This window comes from Streptomyces rishiriensis (assembly GCF_030815485.1).
Taxonomy (GTDB): Bacteria; Actinomycetota; Actinomycetes; order Streptomycetales; family Streptomycetaceae; genus Streptomyces; species Streptomyces rishiriensis_A.
Genome location: NZ_JAUSWV010000002.1, coordinates 5,992,822 through 6,014,311, shown reverse-complemented (window position 1 = coordinate 6,014,311; position 21,490 = coordinate 5,992,822). Strand labels below are relative to the sequence as shown.

Sequence of the window (21,490 nt, the reverse complement as noted above, 5' to 3'; positions counted from 1 at the left end):
TCACCCCCGGCGGGCCGTCCCCGTCCCGCACCCTGCTCGGCCTCCTGCCGCGGGAAGCCGGCCGCGGCATGCCCGTGTAGCGCCTGACGACGGCCTGCACGGCACCGGGCCGCCCACCGCAGCGGCCGACGCGCTCCCGTCCCAGGATCCCTCGGCGCCGCCAGGCCACGCACACCGAGATCGAGCAGGGTTCGGTCCTTCACCAAGGGCTGCCGGCGGATCCCGGCAACGCGGGCACGTTTCTTCTCCTCGCCGACCGAGCGGCGCATCCGCAGCCGGGACCGGCTGTACCGGCTGCTCGGCTCGCGGCCGTGGCCGGTGTCTTCCGGCGGCTCACCGAGAAGGCGGCGGCCGACGGCGGGACGGCGCCTGCCGCCCAGGTCCGGCCGCCCCTGCCGCGGCGCCCGCGCGGTGCCGCGGCCGGCCAGTGGGCCGAGGAGCCGCCGGGCCGCGGCCGGGCGGAGCCGACGTCACGCTCCGGTCGTGCCCCGGGCGAGATCCCAACCGTGGTCCACGGGGCCGATGCCGGCGCCGAGTGCGAAGCCGGCGGCGATCGCTCCGGTGACGTACCGCTTGGCCGCGGCCACGGCCTCGGGCACGGAACTGCCCTTCGCCAGCTGTGCGGCGATCGCGGACGCGAGGGTGCAGCCCGTGCCGTGTGTGTGCCGGTTGTCGTGCCTCGGGGCCCGCAGCCAGTGCTCCTCACGGCCGTCCGTCAGCAGGTCGACGGCGGCACCGGGGAGATGGCCGCCCTTGATGAGCGCCCAGCGCGGCCCGTACGCCAGCACGGCGGCTGCCGCGTCCCTCAGTTGCTCCTCCGACTCCACCCGCACACCGGACAGTTGTGCCACTTCGTCGAGGTTGGGAGTGGCGACGGTGGCGACCGGCAGCAGTTTCGTCCGCACGGAGTCCAGCGCGGAGGCGGCCAGCAGCGGGTCCCCGTGCTTGGAGACCCCGACCGGGTCGACGACGACGGGAGCCCCGGTGCCCGTGAGCAACTCGGCGACGGTCTCGACGAGTTCGGCGGAGGCGAGCATGCCCGTCTTCACCGCCTGGACGCCGATGTCGTCGACGACACTGCGGTACTGGGCGCGTACCGCCTCCACCGGCAGCTCCCAAGCCCCCTGCACACCCTGGGAGTTCTGCGCGGTGACCGCGGTGATCACGCTCATGCCGTGCACGCCGAGCGCGAGCATCGTCTTCAGGTCGGCCTGGATCCCGGCCCCGCCACCGGAGTCGGAGCCGGCGACGGTCAGCACCCGGGGCGGCGTCCCGAGCGCGCTCACGACTCCATGTCCCCGTCCCCGAAGTGGTCCCAGCCGCCCTTGCTGGTCCAGGGGGCCCCGTCGACCGTCACCTGGGGCAGGGCGGACGGGTTGAGTACCTCGCCGATCACCTTCCAGCGGGCGGGCAGCTTCACCTCCGGCGGGAAGGTCGCCACGATCGCGTGGTCCTCTCCCCCGGTGAGCACCCACTGGATCGGGTCGACGCCGACGGCCTGCCCGATGTCGTGCATCTGGGTCGGGATGTCGATGGCGCCGGAGCGGATGTCGATACGGACCTTGCTGGCCTCGGCGATGTGCCCGAGATCGGCGATGAGCCCGTCGCTGACGTCGCACATCGCCGTCGCGCCGAGCGAGGCCGCGGCCGGACCCGCGTGGTACGGCGGCTCGGGACGGCGGTGGGCCTCGACGAAGGCGCGGGGCGAGCGGAAGCCGCGGGAGAGGACCGCGTACCCGGCGGCGGACCAGCCCAGCCACCCGGTCACCGCGACGAGGTCACCGGGCTGGGCGCCGCCCCGGGTGACCGGTTCCTGGTTGCGCAGGTCGCCGAGCGCGGTGATCGACACCATGATCGTGTCGCCCCGTACGACGTCGCCGCCGACCACGGAGGCACCGGCGACCTGGCACTCGTCACGCAGGCCGTCCATCATCTCGGACGGCCAGGTGACCGGCAGTTCGGCGGGCACGACGAGACCGAGCAGCAGGGCCGTCGGCACCGCGCCCATGGCGGCGATGTCGGCGAGGTTCTGCGCGGCGGCCTTACGGCCCACGTCGTAGGCCGTGGACCAGTCACGGCGGAAGTGCCGGCCCTCCAGCAGGATGTCGGTGCTGGCCACGACCCGGCGGTCGGGCGCGGCTACCACCGCGGCGTCGTCGCCGGGGCCGACCCGGACCGCGGGGGTGGTGGTGAGACGGGAGGTGAGCTCCCTGATGAGCCCGAACTCCCCGAGCTCACCAACAGTGCCCTTCATTGCCCTTTCGCCCCTTCTGTACCTGTCCGTGCCCGGTCGCGCGTAACCAGTGTCCTCGATACGGTCGAGTCAGCCGTCAACTTCTGTCCTGTCCGTACCCCGGCGCGCGAGCTGTGGTTCCCGCAGGTCTCCCCGCGGCGAGCGACGACGCGATACCGTGGCGTTCCTTTTCCCCACATGATCCTCGTGGCCGCCCTGGAGGTTCCGTGGTACAGGCGTACATCCTGATCCAGACGGAGGTCGGCAAAGCGTCGACCGTCGCCGAGGAGATCGGCAAAATCCCTGGCGTCGTCCAGGCCGAGGACGTGACGGGACCCTATGACGTGATCGTGCGGGCCCAGGCCGACACGGTGGACGACCTCGGCCGCATGGTGGTCGCCAAGGTCCAGCAGGTGGACGGGATCACCCGCACACTGACCTGCCCGGTCGTGCATCTGTAGCCCCCGTCTAACCTTGGCCGGTGAACGTTTCCCGGCACCGGCACCGCACTGTCCTCGGGCTGCCCGCTCTCGTCCTGCTGATCGCGACCACGGGCTGCTCCTCAGCAGACGACAGCGCGTCGACGGCGGTTCCCAGCCCCGGCGCGAACGCGACGAAGCTGTGCCGGAACCTGGACAAGGTACTGCCGTCGAAGGTGGACGGTGAGAGCCGCCACGATCCCGAGCCCGCCTCCGCGCTTTCCGCGGGCTGGGGAGGCCCGGCGATCATACTGCGCTGCGGTGTCACACGGCCGCCGAAGATGATCGACCCGAAGGTCGCGGAGGGCACCGACCCGGACGCGGTGGCCGGCGGGGTGAACGGCGTCGACTGGCTGATGGAGGAGCGGGACGGCGGGGGCAGCCGCTTCACCACGGCCAATCGGAGCGCCTACGTCGAGGTGACGGTGCCCGGGAACGCGGACAGCTCCGGGGCTCTGGTCGATCTGGCACCGGCCATCAAGAAGGCGATCCCCGTGGGGATCGCCGACTAGATCGTCCGACCGGACCGGTCCCGGCCCGGTCCAACGTGGATCAGCGCAGGCCCGTCGACCTGCGCAGGGCCGCCTGCACCAGGCGGTCCACCAGCTCGGGGTAGCCGATGCCGGTCGCCTGCCACATCTGGGGGTACATCGAGATCGGGGTGAAGCCGGGCATCGTGTTGATCTCGTTGATGACGAACTCGCCCTCGTCCGTGAGGAAGAAGTCCGCCCGGACCAGGCCCTCGCAGGACGCCGCCTCGAAGGCGTCCACCGCCAGCCTGCGGACCTCGGCCGTCTCCTCGTCCGTCAGCGGTGCCGGGACGATCCCCGGGGTCGAGTCGATGTACTTGGCGTCGAAGTCGTAGTAGGCGTGCGCGTCCGGCGGCGGGATCTCGGCCGGGACGGAGGCGCGGGGGCCGTCCTCGAACTCCAGGACTCCGCACTCGATCTCGCGGCCCCGCAGCGCCGCCTCGACCAGGATCTTCGGGTCGTGGCGCTGGGCCTCGGCGATCGCCTCGTCGAGCCCGGACAGATCGTCGACCTTGGTGATGCCGATGGACGAGCCCGCGCGCGCGGGCTTCACGAAGAGCGGCCAGCCGTGTTCGCCGGCGAAGTCGACGATCTTCTTGCGGGCGGCCGCCCCGCCCTGTGCCCACTCGCGCGGCCGGATCACCACATACGGGCCGACCTTGAGCCCGAAGGAGGTGAACACCCGCTTCATGTACTCCTTGTCCTGGCCCACGGCCGAGGCGAGCACACCCGCGCCCACGTACGGGACGCCGGAGAGCTCCAGCAGACCCTGAAGGGTGCCGTCCTCGCCGTACGGGCCGTGCAGGACCGGGAAGACGACGTCGACCTCGCCGAGCGCCTTGGGCACCGATCCCGGCTCGTAGTAGACGACTTCGCGGTTGGCCGGGTCGACGGGGAGCACCACGCCGCCGTCCCGCGACTCGGCGAGTTCGTCCACGTCGGGCGTACGGCGGTCGGTGATCGCCATGCGCTCGGGCGCGTCGGCCGTGAGGAACCAGCGGCCCTCGCGCGTGATGCCGATCGGCAGGACCTCGTACTTGGTCCGGTCGATGGCCCGCAGGACCGCGCCGGCCGTGACCACGGAGATCCCGTGCTCGGAGCTGCGACCGCCGAAGACAACGGCCACCCGCGGCTTGCGGACGGGCTGCTGAGGGCTCTGGGGGAGGTTCTCGGTGCTCATATCGGCTTGAGAGTACCCGGTGGTAGGGCCGGGAGTCAGCGTCCGCCCACCGGTTCGCTCAGCGTCGCTCGGGCTTCGCGCTGCGCGACATCAGCTCCTTGAGGGCGACCACGGGAGGCTTGCCCTCGTGGACGATGCCGACGACCGTCTCGGTGATGGGCATGTCGACGCCGTGCCGGCGGGCCAGATCCAGCACCGATTCACAGGACTTGACGCCCTCGGCGGTCTGCCGGGTGACCGCGATGGTCTCCTGGAGGGTCATGCCCCTGCCGAGGTTGGTGCCGAAGGTGTGGTTGCGGGAGAGCGGCGAGGAGCAGGTCGCCACCAGGTCGCCGAGTCCGGCGAGTCCGGCGAAGGTCAGCGGGTCGGCGCCCATCGCCAGGCCCAGCCGGGTGGTCTCGGCGAGGCCGCGCGTGATCAGCGAGCCCTTGGCGTTGTCACCGAGGCCCATGCCGTCCGCGATGCCGACCGCGAGGCCGATCACGTTCTTGACCGCGCCGCCCAGCTCACAGCCCACCACGTCGGTGTTGGTGTAGGGGCGGAAGTACGGCGTGTGGGAGGCGGTCTGGAGCCGCTGGGCGACGGTCTCGTCGGTGCAGGCGACCACGGCCGCGGCGGGCATCCGGGAGGCGATCTCCTTCGCGAGGTTGGGTCCGGTGACGACGGCGATCCGGTCCCGGCCCACCTTGGCGACGTCGTCGATGACCTCGCTCATCCGCATGGTCGTACCGAGCTCGACGCCCTTCATCAGCGACACCAGGACGGTGTTCGGGGCGAGCAGCGGCGTCCAGTCGGCGAGGTTGGCGCGCAGGGTCTGCGACGGGACGGCGAGGACGGTGAAGTCGGCGTCCCGGGCCGCCTCGGCCGCGTCGGCGGTGGCGCGCAGGTTGCGCGGGAGTTCGACGCCGGGGAGGTAGTCGGGGTTGGTGCGCGTGGAGTTGACCGCGTCGACGAGCTCGGGGCGGCGCGCCCACAGCGTCACCTCGCAGCCCGCGTCGGCGAGGACCGTCCCGAAGGCGGTCCCCCATGATCCGCTACCGAAGACGGCCGCCTTCACGGACTTGCTCACTTGCTGTTCTCCCCCTCGTGACGGGACTGCGCGTGGCTGGTCTGCGTGTGTCCGGACGACGCGCCGTCGATCTCCGCGTCGATCTCCGCGGCGATCTCCGCGGCGGTCCCGGCACCGGACTCCGCACCGGCCTGCACACCGGATGCCGCACCGGTCTCCGCCCGGGTGCGGCGGCGCTGCTCGATCCGCTCGCGGCGCGGGTCGTAGGGCGTCTCGGGCGCCTTCTCGCCGCGGATCTCCTCCAGCTGGGCGGTGACGGCCGCCATGATGACCTCCGTCGCCTCCTTGAGGAGCTCCGGGGTCATCTCGTGGCCGTAGAACCGCGTGAGGTCCACGGGCGGGCCCGCGAGGACGTGGTGGGTCTTGCGCGGAAGGAGGTTGGGCTTCTTGGCGTACGGCGGCAGCAGTTCGTTGGCGCCCCACTGCGCGACGGGAATCACCGGGCACTTGGTCTGGAGGGCGACGCGCGCGGCGCCGGTCTTGGCGGTCATGGGCCAGCCGTCGGGGTCGCGGGTGAGGGTGCCCTCGGGGTAGAACGCGACGCACTCGCCGCGTTCCACGGCGTCGATCGCGGCCCGGAAGGCGCTCAGCGCGTCCGTGCTCTCGCGGTACACGGGGATCTGCCCGGTGCCGCGCATCGCGGCGCCGACGAACCCTTCCTTGAAAAGAGCGCTCTTCGCCAGGAATCGCGGCACGCGTCCGCTGTTGTACTGGAAGTGCGCGTAGGCGAAGGGATCGACATGCGAATTGTGGTTCACCGCGGTGATAAAGCCGCCGTCGGCCGGAATATGCTCCATTCCGCGCCAGTCCCGCTTGATCAGAACCACCAGCCAGGGTTTGCAGAGGACCGCAGCGAAGCGGTACCAGAAGCCGATTCTGCGGCGGGGCACGCGGACACCTTCCTCTAGGACTTCCCATGGCCTGCTCCGGGGCCTGGGGGCCGCACAAGTGTCGCCCCGGGCCGCCGGTCTGTCGAGAACACGGTACGCCCGCGCGTCCGGGCGGCGGATGGGCCGGGTGACAATGGCCGCGACACGAGAGGGACGGTACGCCGGTGCAGTGGACGTTGGTCATACCCCTGAAACCCTTGGCGCTGGCGAAGAGCAGGCTTGCGGACACCGCCACCGACGGGCTGCGCCCGGGCCTCGCCCTCGCCTTCGCCGAGGACACCGTGTCGGCGGCACTGGCCTCACCTGCGGTGCGGGATGTGGCAGTAGTCACGGACGACGCCCTGGCCGGGCGGGTCCTGGCGGCCCTGGGCGCCCGGATCGTCGACGACGAGCCGCGCGGCGGCCTCAACGCGGCCCTGGCCCACGGGGCGGCCGCCGTACGCGCCTTCCGTCCCGATTCCCCGCTCGCGGCCCTCAACGCCGATCTTCCGGCGCTGCGCCCGTCGGAATTGGCCCGGGTACTGGACGCGGCGGCGGAATTCCCCCGCTCTTTCCTCCCGGACGCGGCCACGACGGGGACCACGCTTCTCGCCGTCGCCGCGGGCCGTGAATTGCTTCCCGCATTCGGCGTGGATTCCCGTGCCCGGCACCGCTTCTCCGGGGCTGTGGAACTCCGTCCGGAGGGGGTGGATTCCGTTCGCCAGGACGTGGACACCGGCGAGGATCTGCGCGCCGCGCTGTCCCTGGGGGTGGGCCCCCGGACGGCCGCCGCCGCGGCGCGTCTGCTGATCCCGGGGCAGTAGGCTGCCGCCATGCAGGCCACCGCATACACGTACGACCCCGATACCCGCAGCGGACAGGTGCTGCTGGACGACGGCACACCGGTGCCCTTCGACGCGCCGGCGTTCGACGCGGGCGGACTGCGGCTGCTGCGGCCCGGACAACGGGTGCGGATCGAGGTGGAGGGGCCGACGGACAGCCCCCGGATCACCCTGGTCACGCTGCAGACGTTCTGACGGGCTCGGGCTCCTCACCGGGGACCCTCCCGGCACCCGCCCGACACGCCGCGGGCCGGACTTCCGTAAGGGAGTCCGGCCCGGCGCGTGAGTGCCCCCGCTGTTCTACGCCTTGCGGGCGGTGGTCTTCTTGGCGGTGGTCTTGCGCGCGGTCGACTTCTTGGCGGGGGCCTTGGTCGTCGCCGTCGCCTTCTTCGCGGCCGGGGCCTTCTTGGCCGTCGTCTTCTTGGCGGCGGCGGACTTCGCGGGGGTGGTCTTCTTCGCGGCCGCGGTCGTCTTGGTGGTGGCCTTCTTCGCGGTGGTCTTCTTGGCGGTGGCCGTGGTCTTCTTCGCGGCCGGCGTCGTCTTCTTCGCGGGGGCGGCCTTCTTCGCGGCGGCCGACGCCCTCTTCGCCGGGGCCGCCTTCTTCGCGGCGGCCTTCTTGACCGTGGCGGAAGCGCCGCCGGTCAGGCTGCCCTTGGGGGCCTTCTTCACGGCGACCTCGCCGCCGCGCGGGAGCTTCTTCGAGCCGCTCACCAGGTCCTTGAAGCCCTGTCCTGCGCGGAAGCGCGGCACGGACGTCTTCTTGACCCGAACCCGCTCGCCCGTCTGGGGGTTGCGAGCGTAGCGGGCCGGCCGGTCGACCTTCTCGAACGAACCGAAGCCGGTGACCGAGACCCGGTCTCCCGCGACCGTCGCGCGGACGATGGCGTCCAGGACCGCGTCGACCGCCTCGGCGGCCTGCTGGCGGCCGCCGACCTTGTCGGCAATCGCTTCTACGAGCTGCGCCTTGTTCACGTCTTCCCCTTCGGAGACATTAGCCGGAACGAAACTGTTCAAGCTTTTTCGCACGTTAGGCAGATATATACCGCAAATCAAACACGAAACGGGCTAATCACCCTTGTGCCGCAACGAAATCGGCTGCTCCGGAGACGATCAACGTTCCCCATCGGGCATTCGCCCCTCGTCGAGGTCCGCCATGAACCGCTCCAGACGCCTTGTCGCATCGGCGAGATCGTGCTTGGCCGCGGCCGTAATGACCAGCAGCTTCCGGGCCAGCGCCATCCGTACGCCCTCCGGGACTTGCAGTGCGCGCACTCTTGTGTGCGCTTCCTTGAGCTGGTTCGCGACCGCCGTATAGAGCTCGAGTTGGCCGTCGTGTTCCATGCACAGATTGTGCCATCTGGGGCGAGTTGTCGCCCGCCCAGGGGGCAACTGCCGCCTCGAACGGCCCCCCGGGCACCTGCGGCGATCGCTTGCACACGAGGCGCGTACCCAGGCAACAACCCTCCTAACGTGGGAAGTTGGGAGGAAGGGCGAAGATCCGCGGGGCCGAACGGGTGCAGACACAGCCGTACCCCCGATCGGACCGATCGGGGGTACGGCGGGGGTGTCGCGGTGGCCGAAACTCGACCTGCTCAGGGCCTTCTCCGGCCCCATGCCCAGGGCTGGGGTCAGATCTGGAGCGTCCTCGGCTTGTACGTCGGGCGCTTGGCCTCGTAGGCGGCGATGTCGCCCTCGTTCTGGAGGGTGATGGAGATGTCGTCCAGCCCGTTCAGCAACCGCCAACGGGCGTTCTCGTCGAGCTCGAAGGCCGCGGTGATCCCCTCGGCGCGCACCTCACGCGCCTCGAGGTCCACCGTGATCTCGACCTGCGGGTCCTTCTCGGTGAGCTCCCACAGCGCGTCCACGATCTTCTGCTCCAGAACCACTGTGAGCAGGCCGTTCTTCAGCGAGTTGCCCCGGAAGATGTCGGCGAAGCGGGACGAGATCACGGTCTTGAAGCCGTAGTTCTGCAGTGCCCAGACGGCGTGCTCACGGGAGGAACCGGTGCCGAAGTCGGGGCCGGCCACCAGAACGCTCGCGCCCTGCCGCTCGGGGCGGTTGAGGATGAAGGTCTCGTCCTTGCGCCAGGCCTCGAACAGACCGTCCTCGAACCCGTCCCGCGTGACCTTCTTGAGCCAGTGAGCAGGGATGATCTGGTCGGTGTCGACGTTGGAGCGGCGCAGCGGGACGGCCCGGCCGGTGTGCGAGATGAATGCTTCCATGACTGATCAGACTCCAGCGGGCGTACGGGTCTCGGCGTCGGACAGGTCGGCCGGGGAGGCCAGGTGGCCCAGGACGGCCGTGGCCGCCGCGACCTGCGGCGACACCAGGTGCGTACGACCGCCCTTGCCCTGCCTGCCCTCGAAGTTGCGGTTGGAGGTGGACGCGGAGCGCTCGCCCGGGGCCAGCTGGTCGGGGTTCATGCCGAGGCACATCGAGCAGCCCGCGTGCCGCCACTCGGCGCCGGCCTCCTTGAAGACGACGTCCAGACCCTCGGAGACGGCCTGGAGACCGACCCGCACGGAACCGGGGACGACCAGCATCCGTACGCCGTCGGCGACTTTGCGGCCTTCGACGATGGCCGCGGCGGCCCGCAGGTCCTCGATGCGGCCGTTGGTGCACGAACCTACGAAGACGGTGTCCACGTTGATGGAGCGCAGCGACTGTCCGGCCTCCAACCCCATGTATTCCAGGGCCTTTTCGGCGGCGAGGCGCTCCGAAGCGTCTTCGTACGAAGCAGGGTCGGGGACGACGGACGAAAGCGGCGCGCCCTGACCGGGGTTGGTGCCCCAGGTGACGAACGGCGACAGCGCGGCGCCGTCGATGACGACCTCGGCGTCGAACTCGGCGTCCGCGTCCGTCTTCAGCGTCTTCCAGTACTCGACCGCCGCGTCCCAGTCCGCGCCCTCGGGCGCGTGGTCGCGGCCCTTGATGTACGCGAAGGTGGTCTCGTCGGGGGCGATCATGCCCGCGCGGGCACCGGCCTCGATCGACATGTTGCAGATGGTCATCCGGGCCTCCATCGACAGCTTCTCGATGGCGGAGCCCCGGTACTCCAGGATGTAGCCCTGGCCGCCACCGGTACCGATCTTGGCGATGATCGCCAGGATCAGGTCCTTGGCCGTCACGCCGTCGGGCAGCTCGCCCTCGACCGTGATCGCCATGGTCTTGGGACGGGCCAGCGGCAGCGTCTGGGTGGCCAGCACGTGCTCGACCTGGGAGGTGCCGATGCCGAAGGCCAGCGCGCCGAACGCGCCGTGCGTGGAGGTGTGCGAGTCGCCGCAGACGACGGTGGTGCCGGGCTGGGTCAGACCCAGCTGCGGGCCGACGACGTGCACGACGCCCTGCTCGACGTCGCCGAGCGGATGCAGCCGCACGCCGAAGTCGGCGCAGTTCTTGCGCAGCGTCTCCAGCTGGGCGCGCGAGACCGGGTCGGCGATCGGCTTGTCGATGTCGATGGTCGGGGTGTTGTGGTCCTCGGTCGCGATGGTGAGGTCCAGACGGCGCACCGGGCGGCCGTTCTGCCGCAGCCCGTCGAAGGCCTGCGGGCTGGTCACCTCGTGCAGGAGGTGCAGATCGATGAAGAGGAGGTCGGGCTCGCCCTCGGCGCGCCGGACGACGTGGTCGTCCCAGACCTTCTCCGCGAGTGTCCTACCCATCGCTTTCCCTCCGGCCGGCAAACGCACCGGCCCAACTAGAGATCTTGTGGAGGCGACGCCCTGTGCCCCTGTTCCCGGGCATCCGCCGCCAGGCCCGTTGGTCCGCGGGCCACCATGTGTCCAAGGGTTGCGCGTCTCACGGAAAATTGAACTTGCGTTTCACAGAGTGAGACGGGAGTATCGTTGCATGGACAACAGTAGCGGCGTCGGCGTTCTGGACAAGGCAGCCCTTGTCCTGAGCGCCCTGGAGTCCGGTCCGGCCACCCTCGCAGGCTTGGTCGCTGCCACCGGACTCGCACGACCCACGGCCCACCGGCTGGCCGTGGCTTTGGAACACCACCGTATGGTGGCGCGCGACATGCAGGGCCGTTTCATCCTCGGCCCCCGCCTGGCCGAGCTGGCCGCGGCGGCCGGCGAAGACCGCCTCCTGGCCACCGCCGGACCGGTGCTGACGCATCTGCGCGACATCACGGGCGAGAGCGCGCAGCTCTACCGCCGCCAGGGCGACATGCGCATCTGCGTGGCGGCGGCGGAACGCCTGTCCGGCCTTCGGGACACGGTCCCGGTCGGTTCCACGCTCACGATGAAGGCCGGTTCCTCGGCCCAGATCCTGATGGCCTGGGAGGAACCCGAGCGTCTGCACCGCGGCCTCCAGGGCGCCCGCTTCACGGCGACGGCCCTGTCGGGCGTACGGCGCCGCGGCTGGGCCCAGTCCATCGGCGAGCGCGAGCCGGGCGTCGCCTCGGTGTCGGCTCCCGTCCGCGGCCCCTCCAACCGCGTGGTGGCCGCCGTCTCCGTCTCGGGTCCCATCGAGCGCCTGACCCGCCACCCCGGCCGCATGCACGCGCAGGCGGTCATCGACGCGGCGGCCCGCCTCTCGGAGGCCCTGCGCCGCACCGGCTGACGCCAGGAGAGAAGGGCAGCCTCAACGCCGCGGCGGCCCTCTTCTCCACGGCGGAATCAGCTACCGCGTGGACCGGTACGAGAAACGGTCCTTCGCGTACCGCCCCCGCGCCGCCAACGGAACCTGTCCGTGCGCCGCCGCGAGACCGAACGCCGGCATGTCCCCGTAGACCGCCTCGTACGACCCCTCCGGCACGACATACGTCTCGTGCCAGATCCCCACATGCCCCCGCACCTTCCCGCCCCGCTCCAGGCGGTTGATCCTCGCCCACGCGCGGTGATGGAACGCGTCGGGCGCGCTCGCGTAGGCGTACAGCTTCTCCTTGGACTCCCAGTACTGGACGACGTAGTACGTCCGTGGCGAGGCCGTCAGGAGCACCCGGGAGAGCAGGCCGCGGCCCGGGTCCTTCTTCAGCTCGGCCAGCATCCGGAGCATGGCCAGCATGACCGGCACCCACTGGTGCACGGCCCGGAAATGGTTGACGCGCATCCCGATCAACAGGACGACCACGTCCCCACGAGCGTCCGCGGTGGTCCGGGCGGCTTCGACAGACATGCTTGGATAGTGCCGCTGACCAACGGAGGGCGCAAGACATGCGGCTGGCCGAACTGAGCGAACGCAGCGGTGTGTCCACCGCGACGATCAAGTACTACCTGCGCGAGGGGCTGGTGCCGCCCGGCCGCCGGATCAACGCCACGACCGCCGCCTACGACGAGGAGCATCTGCGCCGGCTGCGTCTGGTGCGGGCGATGATCCAGGTGGGCGGGCTGCCGGTGGCCACCGTCCGCGCGGTCCTCGGTCATGTCGACGACGACTCCCTGGGCCGCACGATCCGGCTCGGCGCGGCCCTGTGGGCGCTGCCGCAGGTCCCCGAGCCGGACGCGGACGACGAGTACGTGCGCGCCGCCCGCCTGGAAGCGGACGAACTGCTGCGCACCCTGGGCTGGTCGAACGCCCGGCAGTTGACGACCATCTCCCCCGCCTACCGCTCACTCGTGGTGGCGGTGGCCGCGCTGCGTCGGCTCGGCCACGACTGGGACGCCGAACTTCTCGTCTCCTACGCCCGGTTGATGCACCGGGCAGCCGTACTGGACCTGGATTTCGTGGAGACCCGGGAGTCGGAGGCGGAGCGGATCGAGACGGCGGTGCTGGGCGCGATCCTCGTCGAGCCGATGATGCAGGCGCTGCACCGGCTGGCGCAGGAGGAGGAGTCGGCGCGGCGGTACGGCTTCGAGTGAGGCCGGATGTCCGGACGGCAGACACACGGAAAGCCCCCCGCCGAAGCGAGGGGCTTTCCGATCGCGTACCCCCGACCGGATTCGAACCGGCGCTACCGCCTTGAGAGGGCGGCGTGCTAGGCCGCTACACAACGGGGGCCTAAACCCTGCGTTTCCGCAGGTCAGAGCTGGTCTACCTGGACTCGAACCAAGAATGACGGTACCAGAAACCGTAGTGTTGCCAATTACACCATAGACCAAGGTGATTCAATGAAAATCGTACCCCCGACCGGATTCGAACCGGCGCTACCGCCTTGAGAGGGCGGCGTGCTAGGCCGCTACACAACGGGGGCCCTAGCGATCCTGCATCGACGAGAGAGGGAGCTACCCGAGCTCTCCTCGCGGGAAGGATCTGTACCCCCGACCGGATTCGAACCGGCGCTACTGCCTTGAGAGGGCAGCGTGCTAGGCCGCTACACAACGGGGGCTTCGTGGAGTAGATCTCCACAGGCGCAGATAAGCTCTGCGAGCTGGCCTACCTGGACTCGAACCAAGACTAACTGAACCAGAATCAGTCGTGCTGCCAATTACACCATAGGCCACTGGAACGCAAGCCCCGTAGGGGTTCTTGTTCTAGCGTTGCTCCTCCGGTTCCGGCCTTTCGGCCCGCTCCCCGGCGGCGCAGGAAGAACATTACCCGAAGGTGGACCGGGCTCCAAAACGGGTATCGGGGCCGAGGATCGAGGGCAGTTCGGCGAGCGAGACGATCCGGTGGCGTCCGGACGGGAGCTCGACGGTGGCCGTACCGCAGCGGTCGATCCACACGGAGAGCAGTCCGGCCTCGGCGGCGCCCTGTCCGTCGATCTCCGGATGGTCGCCGACGTAGGCCACCTGGTGCGGGGCCAGCGACAGTGCCTCGCAGGCCGCGAGGAAGGCGCCGGCATCCGGCTTCGAGACGCCCAGTTCCGCGGCGCACAGGATGGCCTCGAAGCGGTCGTGGACGCCGAGCACGCGCAGCTTGTGGTCCTGGACATAGATGCTCGAGTTGGAGAGCACCGCGTGGCGGTGGCTGGCGGCGAGGGCGTCCAGCACGGGCAGGACGTCCGGGAAGAGCGCCCAGGCGGCCTCGTAGTGCGCGTGGTAGCGCAGGAGCCACGCGTCGGCCTCCGCGTCGGTCATCTCGCGGCCGAGGAACGCCCGTACCCGGTCCCGGCGCTGGTCCTCGAAGGTGATCCCGCCCGCCGAGAACCGGGCCCACTGCTGCTCGGTGACCTCCCGCCACCGCGCGAGTCCCAGCTCCGCGGTGCCGAACCTCTCGAGCAGCCCCTCGGCCGTCAGGTACGACCGCATGCCCTCGCGGTCGGCGGTCGTGTAGTCGAAGAGGGTGTCGTCCACGTCCCAGACCACGGCGAGGATGCTCATGATCCAACGGTAGCGCGGGGCCGGCCGCCCTGTCCGGGGTATGCCGAAGGGGCGGCACCCGGATCGCCGGGCGCCGCCCCTCGCGGGCGGATGGGGCCACGCGGGTGATTACGCGGCGAGCTTGGCCAGTGCCGCGTCGACGCGGGCCAGTGTCTTCTCCTTGCCCAGGATCTCCAGGGACTCGAAGAGGGGGAGGCCGACCGTGCGGCCGGTGACGGCGACGCGGACCGGGGCCTGGGCCTTGCCGAGCTTGAGGCCGTGCGCCTCGCCGGCGGCCAGGACGGCCTCCTTCAGGGACTCGGCCGAGGTCCAGTCGGCCGACTCCAGCTTCTCGCGGGCCGTCGCGAGCAGCGCGTCGCTGCCCTCCTTCATGGCCTTCGCCCAGCTCGCCTCGTCGAAGACCGGCTCCGGGAGGAAGAGGAAGTCGACGTTGTCGGTGATCTCCGACAACACCTTCAGACGGGTCTGGGCGTGCGGGGCGATCGCCTCCCACCGGGCCTCGTCGAAGTCCTGCGGGGACCAGGGGGCGTAGGGGGCCTTCAGCCAGGGCGCGCAGCGCTCGGTGAAGTCCTTCACGTCCAGCAGGCGGATGTGGTCGGCGTTGATGGCCTCGCACTTCTTCAGGTCGAAGCGCGCCGGGTTGGGGTTGACGTCCGCGATCTCGAAGGCCGCGGTCATCTCGTCCATCGTGAAGATGTCCTGGTCCGCCGAGAGCGACCAGCCGAGCAGCGAGAGGTAGTTGAGCAGGCCCTCGGGGAGGAAGCCGCGCTCGCGGTAGAGGTTGAGCGAGGACTCCGGGTCCCGCTTGGACAGCTTCTTGTTGCCCTCGCCCATCACGTACGGCAGGTGGCCGAAGTGCGGGGTCCCCTGGGCGATGCCCAGTTCGGTCAGCGCCTTGTAGAGCGCGATCTGGCGGGGGGTCGAGGAGAGCAGGTCCTCGCCGCGCAGGACGTGCGTGATCTCCATCAGCGCGTCGTCCACCGGGTTGACCAGCGTGTACAGCGGGGCGCCGTTCGCGCGGACGATGCCGAAGTCGGGCACGTTCTCCGGGGTGAACGTCAGCTCGCCGCGGACCAGGTCCGTGAAGGTGATCGTCTCGTCGGGCATGCGGAAGCGGACGATCGGGGTGCGGCCCCGGGCCTTGTAGTCCGCCACCTGCTCCTCGGTGAGGTCGCGGCAGTGGCCGTCGTAGCCGGAGGGCCGGCCGGCGGCGCGGGCGGCGTCGCGGCGGGTGTCCAGCTCCTCCTGGGAGCAGTAGCAGTGGTAGGCGTGGCCGGCCTCGAGGAGCCTGCGGGCGACGTCGGCGTAGAGGTCCATGCGCTGCGACTGGCGGTACGGCGCGTGCGGTCCGCCGACCTCGGGGCCCTCGTCCCAGTCGAAGCCCAGCCAGCGCAGCGAGTCCAGGAGCTGCTGGTAGGACTCCTCGGAGTCGCGGGCCGCGTCGGTGTCCTCGATGCGGAAGACCAGCGTGCCCTGGTGGTGCTTGGCGAACGCCCAGTTGAACAGGGCGGTGCGGACCAGGCCCACGTGGGGGTTACCGGTGGGCGAGGGACAGAAACGGACGCGTACGGGGGAGCCGGGTGCGCTAGCCACGCTTGACAACCTTGTTGGTGAGAGTGCCGATGCCTTCGATGGTGACGGCGACCTCGTCGCCGACGACCAGGGGGCCAACCCCTGCCGGGGTGCCCGTGAGGATCACGTCGCCGGGGAGCAGCGTCATGGCCTCGGTGATGTTGACGATCAGATCCTCGATCGAGTGGATCATCTCGCTGGTGCGGCCGAGCTGCCGTTGCTGCCCGTTGACCGTCAGCTGGACGGTGAGGTCGCCCGCGGTCTCGAGGTCCAGGCCGGTCTCCACCCAGGGGCCCAGCGGGCAGGAGGTGTCGAAGCCCTTGGCCCGGGCCCACTGCTTCTCACGCTTCTGGACGTCGCGGGCGGTGACGTCGTTGGCGCAGGTGTAGCCGAAGATCACGTCCTTGACGCGCTCGCGGGGGACCTCGCGGCAGAGCCGGCCGATGACCACGGCGAGCTCGGCCTCGTGATGGACCTCCTCGGAGAAGGCCGGGTACTGGATGGCGTCGCCGGGGCCGATCACCGAGGTGGACGGCTTGAAGAAGGCGAACGGCGCGTCCGGCACCTCGTTGCCCAGCTCGCGCGCGTGCTCGGCGTAGTTGCGGCCGAAGGCCACGACCTTGTTGGGCAGGACGGGCGGGAGCAGCCGGACCTTGCTCAGCGGCACCTTGGTGCCGGAGAGCTCGAAGTCCGTGAACGGGATGCCCTTGATGATGTCGAGGACGAGCTCGTCCGGCTTGTCGCCCTCGACCGCGCCGAAGGCGACGTTCCCGTCGATGGAGAACCTGGCGATGCGCACGGGTTGGTTGGCCCCTTGACTGAGCTGGCTGGAGTGTGACGCCCCAGGCTAACGCGGAAGGGCGTCCCCGGCCGGGGACGCCCTTGACATCCGTGGGTGACCGCCTTGAGCATTCGGCGGCCGGTGCCCGTATCTCCGGGCGAAGATCTACTCCGCGACGGAGGCCGCGACCGGCGCCTCCATGAGGATGGTGCGCTTGGGGTTCGCGGTCTGGGCGGGCAGCTCGACGGAGTGCTCCTGCTGCTCCGGGAGCTGGAGGTCGTCGGCGTCCGTGAGGTGCGCCAGGGTCGTACGCCGGGGGTTGGCGATCTTGTGGAACATCGTCGTCGTCTTCACTGTTGTACGTGACCCTGTCGTGTCCGGGCGTCCGGGAAGCCCTCAAGGGCCTCCGCACGGACGCGGTTTGTCGGATGTGCCATCCCTGTAAAGCGTCAGGCTAAACACGCGATTCCCGGTGAAGACGTGAAGGTCGCATGATCAGCGTGTGAGTTTGCTCACGAATCCAGGGGCAAAGCGGTCATTCCGGACTGGCCATCGACCATGACGAAACGGACATCAGTCACCTGAAGCGCTCATTCCGCTCCTGATCATGGCGACTGGGACACCCCCCGGCCACCACCCCTTCCCACCCTTATGTCCGCCTTACGTGGGATCACTTTCTACATCCCGTAACTTGACCCTCACGTCGTGTCACGGATGTCACAGCCTGGCCAACGGGCCTTGTTGGAGATCCTGCACTGTGCTGGAATTCCTCGGACCGCCGCGGGATCGAGCCGGCGCACAGAGGGCGCTCAGCGCGCCCGGTGGCGGCGAGGACAGGGGGAGCCAGCGCCGGTACTCACGACCAATTGGCGGGCGTATTCAGGACGCCCGCCAACACGCCGACACCGTCCTTCCGTTCGCGCGGAGGGGCGCCTGGTCCAGAGGTTGCGACGCTAGTGCAGGGACGTTTCAAGAGGGATGGCAGCGCTTCGGCCGAGCCGGAGCCGCGCGGCGGGACTGGCCCGATGGCAGTCGGCTCCTCGCCCCAGCACGCCCAGAACCCGGGCCCCAATCCGACCGGCGACGGCGGTGAGCGCTCCGGACGTCCCGGTGCGTCCGCGTCGCCGAGTACTCCTCCCCAGGCTCCGACGAAGCCGCCGACCGGCCACACCGGCCCCGGACCGCGGGTGGCGCTGCGCAACTGGCGCATCTCCACGCGTCTGGTGGCACTGCTGACCCTGCCCGTGGTCGCGGCCACCTCGCTGGGCGCGCTGCGCATCAACCAGTCGATGGACGACATCCAGCAGCTCGACAACATGAAGCTGCTGACGGACATGACCAAGCAGGCCACCGACCTGGCCGACGCGCTCCAGGACGAGCGTGACCGCTCCGCCGGCCCGCTGGCGCACAACGGCAAGGCGACCGACCCCGGCATCAAGGGCCTCCGCGAGAAGACGGACCGCGCGCTCAGCGCCTTCCAGGACTCCTCGGAGGAGATCGACGGCGCCACCGCGGACGGCAACCTCCAGGGCGTCCGGGACAGCCTCGTCGGCCTGCTGGGCGACTTGGCCAACCTCGCCAAGGTCCGTTCGACGGCCTACGCGGAGAAGGGCAACTCCACCCAGACGGTGGAGGCCTACCACCGCCTCATCACCAGCCTGCTGGACCTCTCGCAGGACATGGCGCAGGCCACGAGCAACCCGGAGATGATCCAGCGCACGCGTGCGCTGGCCGCCTTCTCCTCCGCCAAGGAGTACGCCTCCGTCCAGCGCGCCGTGCTCGCGGCGGCCCTGCCGGTGGGCAACACCGTCTACGGCGACCTCTCCGAGAACGACCGGCAGTACGCCGAGGCAGGCCTCCAGAACCAGGAGTCCGACCTCGCGAGTTTCCGCAGCATCTACGGCGACGGCGACGCCGAGGAACTGCTGAAGCCGATCGAGCTGGGCAACCCGGTCATCGAGGACGCCGACACCTACGCGGACCGGGCCCTCAGCTCCTCCAGCGGCCTGGAGTCGCTGGACAAGCAGTCGTACCAGGACTGGATCGACTCCAGCTCCACCAAGATCAAGCAGATGAGCAACATCGAGCTCACGCTGCTCGAGAACATGGAGCAGAAGGCGCGTGAGCTGCGCGCCGAGTCGGAGCGCGAAGCGATCATCTCCGGTGCGCTGATCCTGCTCGTCCTCGGTGTCTCGCTGGTCGGCGCGTTCGTCGTCGCCCGGTCCATGATCCGTTCGCTGCGCCGCCTCCAGGAGACCGCCACCAAGGTCGCCCAGGACCGGCTGCCCGAGCTGGTCAAGCAGCTGTCCGAGTCCGACCCGCAGGACGTCGACACGTCCGTGGAGTCGGTCGGTGTGCACTCCCGGGACGAGATCGGCCAGGTGGCCGCGGCCTTCGACGACGTGCACCGCGAGGCGGTCCGCCTCGCCGCCGAGCAGGCCCTGCTGCGGGGCAACGTCAACGCGATGTTCACCAACCTCTCGCGCCGCTCCCAGGGTCTGATCCAGCGCCAGCTGTCGCTGATCTCCGAACTGGAGTCCCGCGAGGCCGACCCGGACCAGCTGTCCTCGCTGTTCAAGCTCGACCACCTCGCGACCCGCATGCGCCGTAACGGTGAGAACCTCCTCGTCCTCGCGGGTGAGGAGCCCGGCCGTCGCTGGACCCGTCCGGTCCCGCTGGTCGACGTGCTGCGTGCCGCCGCGTCCGAGGTGGAGCAGTACGAGCGCATCGAACTGTCCTCCGTGCCGACCACCGAAGTGGCCGGCCGGGTCGTCAACGACCTCGTGCACCTCCTCGCCGAGCTGCTCGAGAACGCCACCTCGTTCTCCTCGCCGCAGACCAAGGTCAAGGTCACCGGTCACGCGCTGCCCGACGGCCGCGTGCTGATCGAGATCCACGACACCGGCATCGGCCTCTCCCCCGAGGACCTCGCCGCGATCAACGAGCGGCTCGCCTCGCCGCCCACCGTGGACGTGTCGGTCTCCCGCCGCATGGGTCTGTTCGTGGTCGGTCGTCTGTCGCAGCGGCACGGCATCCGCATCCAGCTGCGCCCCTCCGACTCCGGTGGCACGACCGCGCTGGTCATGCTGCCCGTGGACGTCGCACAGGGCGGCAAGAAGCCCCAGCCCAAGCCCGGTCAGGGCGCCGTCGCGGGTGGCCCCGCCGCCGCGCAGGCCGCTGCCGGCGTCGCCGCCGCGCGTCGCCAGAACGGCTCGCAGAACGGCTCGCAGGGCGGTGCCCTCGGCTCCGGTCCCGGCACCGGCGGCCGCATCGCCGCCGGCCAGGGTCCCCGGGCCGCGCTGCCCGGACGGGACGGCGGTGGCCGGCCCGGTGGTCAGCCGCCGCGTGGCCCGCAGCAGCCTCCGGCCTCCCCCCAGCAGGGCCGGCCGGCTCCGGCCGGCGCGGGTTCCGGCTTCGGCGGTCAGGCGCCCGGTGCGCCGCAGGGCCTCCAGGCGGCCGGTACGGGTTCCGCCCAGGGCGTGGACATGTTCGGCGGACGTCCCACGCAGCAGCAGCGGGGCAACAAGGCCGACCAGGGCGGCCGTGGCCGTCAGCCGCAGCTGCCGCCGCGCGGTGGAGCGCGCGCCGAGCTGCCCGGCGGCAACCAGCAGCCGCGCGTGACCAGCTGGGGCGACGAGAACGCCCAGCCGCCGGTGCCGCGCAGCCCGCTGGACGCCCCGCGCGGCCACGAGGAGCCGGACGTCGCCCAGACGTCGCGCATGCCGCGCTTCGACGACCGGCAGGGTCCCGGCGCCACCGCCGAGATACCGGCGATCCCGCGCACCGACGACCGCCAGAGCCCGGCGGGCCCCGCCGACTTCGGCCGCCCCGTCGCGAACGGGTTCCAGAGCACGGGCCAGTTCCCGGCCGTGGGCAACCCCCAGACGGGTCCGGGCGGACGGCAGGACGCCGGCCAGTTCCAGCGTCCGGGCACCAGCGCCCGACAGGACCCGGGGCAGTTCCAGCGCCCCGGCACCAGCGGCCAGCAGGACGAGAACGGCTTCACCCGGTCCGACGTCTTCGGTGCCCCGGGCGGCCAGAACGCCTCGGCGGCCCCGAACCAGTTCGCTCCGCAGGCGTACGACAACGGCTCCACCGGCCAGTTCGCCGCACCCGGCTACGACGGCTCCTCGACCGGTCAGCACTCGCTGCCCGGCCGCCAGGACCCCTCGTCCACCGGCCAGTTCGCGGCGCCGCAGCCGGGTGGCTACGGCACCCCGTCACAGCCGTCCGGCCCGCAGCGTCCCGTCGGGCGGCCGGAGCCGGAGGCACTGCCGCCGGCCTCGGGTCCCGGAGACGGCCGCACCCCGCTGTACGACACGCTGGAGACCAACTGGTTCCACGGTCAGCAGGCGGGCGGTTCGGACCAGGCTCCGCAGCAACAGCAGCACCAGGAGCCGCAGGCTCCGGCTGCCCCCCAGCGTCCCGCCGCCACCAATGCCTCCTGGCGCACCTCGCCGAACGACGAACTCGTCCGGCAGGCCGAGCGGGTCAGGCAACCGGCCGCGGGCGGCGTCACCACATCCGGCCTGCCGCGCCGGGTGCCCAGGGCGAACCTCGTCCCGGGCACGGCTCAGCAGCAACAGCACCAGCCCGGTCCGCAGGTGTCGCGTGCGCCTGACGACGTACGCGGACGGCTGACCAATCTCCGTCGGGGCATCGCGCAGGGTCGTCAGGCCGGCAACGGTCAGACCGGCAGTTTCCCGAGCCCCACTCACCAGCAGGAGCGTTAG

21 protein-coding genes and 5 tRNA genes are annotated in these 21,490 nt (G+C 70.7%); 7 read left to right on the top strand and 19 right to left on the bottom strand.

From position 1 onward, the window contains the following. Positions 1–470: 470 nt before the first annotated feature. Complete coding sequence (thiD, locus tag QF030_RS29390) at positions 471–1,286, bottom strand: bifunctional hydroxymethylpyrimidine kinase/phosphomethylpyrimidine kinase (RefSeq protein ID WP_307165589.1); 816 nt, start codon at positions 1,284–1,286, stop codon at positions 471–473. After that, on the bottom strand, positions 1,283–2,254 hold the full coding sequence (locus tag QF030_RS29385; RefSeq protein WP_307165588.1) for a thiamine-phosphate kinase: 972 nt from the start codon (positions 2,252–2,254) through the stop codon (positions 1,283–1,285). Before QF030_RS29385 ends, thiD begins: the two co-directional genes overlap by 4 nt. Before the next feature lie 206 nt (positions 2,255–2,460). On the opposite strand from QF030_RS29385, the gene QF030_RS29380 reads away from it, so the two are divergent. Then, complete coding sequence (locus tag QF030_RS29380) at positions 2,461–2,694, top strand: Lrp/AsnC family transcriptional regulator (RefSeq protein ID WP_020128743.1); 234 nt, start codon at positions 2,461–2,463, stop codon at positions 2,692–2,694. Positions 2,695–2,714: 20 nt separating this feature from the next. Continuing rightward, positions 2,715–3,224: a DUF3515 domain-containing protein gene (locus QF030_RS29375; RefSeq protein ID WP_307165587.1), complete on the top strand. Its 510-nt coding sequence runs from the start codon at positions 2,715–2,717 to the stop codon at positions 3,222–3,224. Positions 3,225–3,264: 40 nt separating this feature from the next. Here the strand turns inward: QF030_RS29375 and QF030_RS29370 are convergent, their stop codons facing one another. Genes QF030_RS29370 through QF030_RS29360 form a run of 3 tightly spaced genes read right to left on the bottom strand, consistent with a single transcriptional unit; the run spans position 3,265 to position 6,381 of the window. Then, positions 3,265–4,422 carry a D-alanine--D-alanine ligase family protein gene (locus QF030_RS29370; RefSeq protein ID WP_307165586.1) on the bottom strand — a complete coding sequence of 386 codons (1,158 nt, stop codon included), beginning with the start codon at positions 4,420–4,422 and terminating at the stop codon, positions 3,265–3,267. A 58-nt stretch (positions 4,423–4,480) separates the two neighbouring features. Beyond that, on the bottom strand, positions 4,481–5,491 hold the full coding sequence (locus QF030_RS29365; protein ID WP_307165585.1) for an NAD(P)H-dependent glycerol-3-phosphate dehydrogenase: 1,011 nt from the start codon (positions 5,489–5,491) through the stop codon (positions 4,481–4,483). Beyond that, positions 5,488–6,381 carry a lysophospholipid acyltransferase family protein gene (locus tag QF030_RS29360; RefSeq protein ID WP_307165584.1) on the bottom strand — a complete coding sequence of 298 codons (894 nt, stop codon included), beginning with the start codon at positions 6,379–6,381 and terminating at the stop codon, positions 5,488–5,490. Before QF030_RS29360 ends, QF030_RS29365 begins: the two co-directional genes overlap by 4 nt. 164 nt (positions 6,382–6,545) lie before the next feature. Between QF030_RS29360 and cofC the strand changes: the two genes are divergently transcribed. Together cofC and QF030_RS29350 are read left to right on the top strand one after the other, a co-directional pair. After that, on the top strand, positions 6,546–7,184 hold the full coding sequence (gene cofC, locus QF030_RS29355) for a 2-phospho-L-lactate guanylyltransferase (protein WP_307165583.1): 639 nt from the start codon (positions 6,546–6,548) through the stop codon (positions 7,182–7,184). A gap of 9 nt (positions 7,185–7,193) precedes the next feature. After that, positions 7,194–7,397, top strand: coding sequence for a hypothetical protein (locus QF030_RS29350; RefSeq protein ID WP_307165582.1), 204 nt, complete (start codon positions 7,194–7,196; stop codon positions 7,395–7,397). A 105-nt stretch (positions 7,398–7,502) separates the two neighbouring features. On the opposite strand, the gene QF030_RS29345 is transcribed toward QF030_RS29350, so the two are convergent. The 4 genes from QF030_RS29345 to leuC form a co-directional block, all read right to left on the bottom strand. Next, the gene (locus tag QF030_RS29345) at positions 7,503–8,174 is read right to left on the bottom strand and encodes an HU family DNA-binding protein (protein ID WP_307165581.1); all 672 of its coding nucleotides are present in this window, start codon (positions 8,172–8,174) and stop codon (positions 7,503–7,505) included. 138 nt (positions 8,175–8,312) lie between these two features. Further along, positions 8,313–8,543 carry a hypothetical protein gene (locus tag QF030_RS29340; RefSeq protein ID WP_307165580.1) on the bottom strand — a complete coding sequence of 77 codons (231 nt, stop codon included), beginning with the start codon at positions 8,541–8,543 and terminating at the stop codon, positions 8,313–8,315. A gap of 287 nt (positions 8,544–8,830) precedes the next feature. Next, entirely contained in the window at positions 8,831–9,424 is a 594-nt protein-coding gene (gene leuD, locus QF030_RS29335; RefSeq protein WP_307165579.1) for a 3-isopropylmalate dehydratase small subunit, read from the bottom strand. A 6-nt stretch (positions 9,425–9,430) separates the two neighbouring features. Continuing rightward, positions 9,431–10,861 carry a 3-isopropylmalate dehydratase large subunit gene (gene leuC / locus QF030_RS29330; protein WP_307165577.1) on the bottom strand — a complete coding sequence of 477 codons (1,431 nt, stop codon included), beginning with the start codon at positions 10,859–10,861 and terminating at the stop codon, positions 9,431–9,433. 187 nt (positions 10,862–11,048) lie between these two features. On the opposite strand from leuC, the gene ndgR reads away from it, so the two are divergent. Next, on the top strand, positions 11,049–11,765 hold the full coding sequence (gene ndgR / locus QF030_RS29325; protein WP_007384919.1) for an IclR family transcriptional regulator NdgR: 717 nt from the start codon (positions 11,049–11,051) through the stop codon (positions 11,763–11,765). Between the two features lie 60 nt (positions 11,766–11,825). On the opposite strand, the gene QF030_RS29320 is transcribed toward ndgR, so the two are convergent. Continuing rightward, positions 11,826–12,320 carry a DUF4188 domain-containing protein gene (locus tag QF030_RS29320; RefSeq protein ID WP_307165576.1) on the bottom strand — a complete coding sequence of 165 codons (495 nt, stop codon included), beginning with the start codon at positions 12,318–12,320 and terminating at the stop codon, positions 11,826–11,828. Between the two features lie 38 nt (positions 12,321–12,358). On the opposite strand from QF030_RS29320, the gene QF030_RS29315 reads away from it, so the two are divergent. After that, positions 12,359–13,003: a MerR family transcriptional regulator gene (locus tag QF030_RS29315; protein ID WP_307165575.1), complete on the top strand. Its 645-nt coding sequence runs from the start codon at positions 12,359–12,361 to the stop codon at positions 13,001–13,003. A gap of 66 nt (positions 13,004–13,069) precedes the next feature. Here QF030_RS29315 and QF030_RS29310 read toward each other — a convergent pair. The 9 genes from QF030_RS29310 to QF030_RS29270 form a co-directional block, all read right to left on the bottom strand. Next, a tRNA-Glu gene (locus tag QF030_RS29310) sits at positions 13,070–13,142 on the bottom strand. Positions 13,143–13,170: 28 nt separating this feature from the next. Further along, positions 13,171–13,242: transfer RNA gene (locus QF030_RS29305), tRNA-Gln, on the bottom strand. A 20-nt stretch (positions 13,243–13,262) separates the two neighbouring features. Beyond that, positions 13,263–13,335, bottom strand: a tRNA-Glu gene (locus QF030_RS29300). Between the two features lie 62 nt (positions 13,336–13,397). Next, a tRNA-Glu gene (locus tag QF030_RS29295) sits at positions 13,398–13,470 on the bottom strand. Positions 13,471–13,512: 42 nt separating this feature from the next. Next, positions 13,513–13,584 (bottom strand) — tRNA-Gln (locus QF030_RS29290). A 91-nt stretch (positions 13,585–13,675) separates the two neighbouring features. Then, on the bottom strand, positions 13,676–14,404 hold the full coding sequence (locus QF030_RS29285; protein ID WP_307165574.1) for an HAD family hydrolase: 729 nt from the start codon (positions 14,402–14,404) through the stop codon (positions 13,676–13,678). Between the two features lie 108 nt (positions 14,405–14,512). Then, the gene (gltX, locus tag QF030_RS29280; protein ID WP_307165573.1) at positions 14,513–15,997 is read right to left on the bottom strand and encodes a glutamate--tRNA ligase; all 1,485 of its coding nucleotides are present in this window, start codon (positions 15,995–15,997) and stop codon (positions 14,513–14,515) included. Further along, positions 15,990–16,775 carry a fumarylacetoacetate hydrolase family protein gene (locus QF030_RS29275; RefSeq protein ID WP_020128759.1) on the bottom strand — a complete coding sequence of 262 codons (786 nt, stop codon included), beginning with the start codon at positions 16,773–16,775 and terminating at the stop codon, positions 15,990–15,992. Before QF030_RS29275 ends, gltX begins: the two co-directional genes overlap by 8 nt. 147 nt (positions 16,776–16,922) lie before the next feature. After that, a complete protein-coding gene (locus tag QF030_RS29270; RefSeq protein ID WP_307167861.1) occupies positions 16,923–17,111 on the bottom strand; it encodes a hypothetical protein in 189 nt (62 codons plus the stop codon). Between the two features lie 602 nt (positions 17,112–17,713). Here QF030_RS29270 and QF030_RS29265 point away from each other — a divergent pair. Continuing rightward, on the top strand, positions 17,714–21,490 hold the full coding sequence (locus QF030_RS29265; protein ID WP_307165572.1) for a sensor histidine kinase: 3,777 nt from the start codon (positions 17,714–17,716) through the stop codon (positions 21,488–21,490).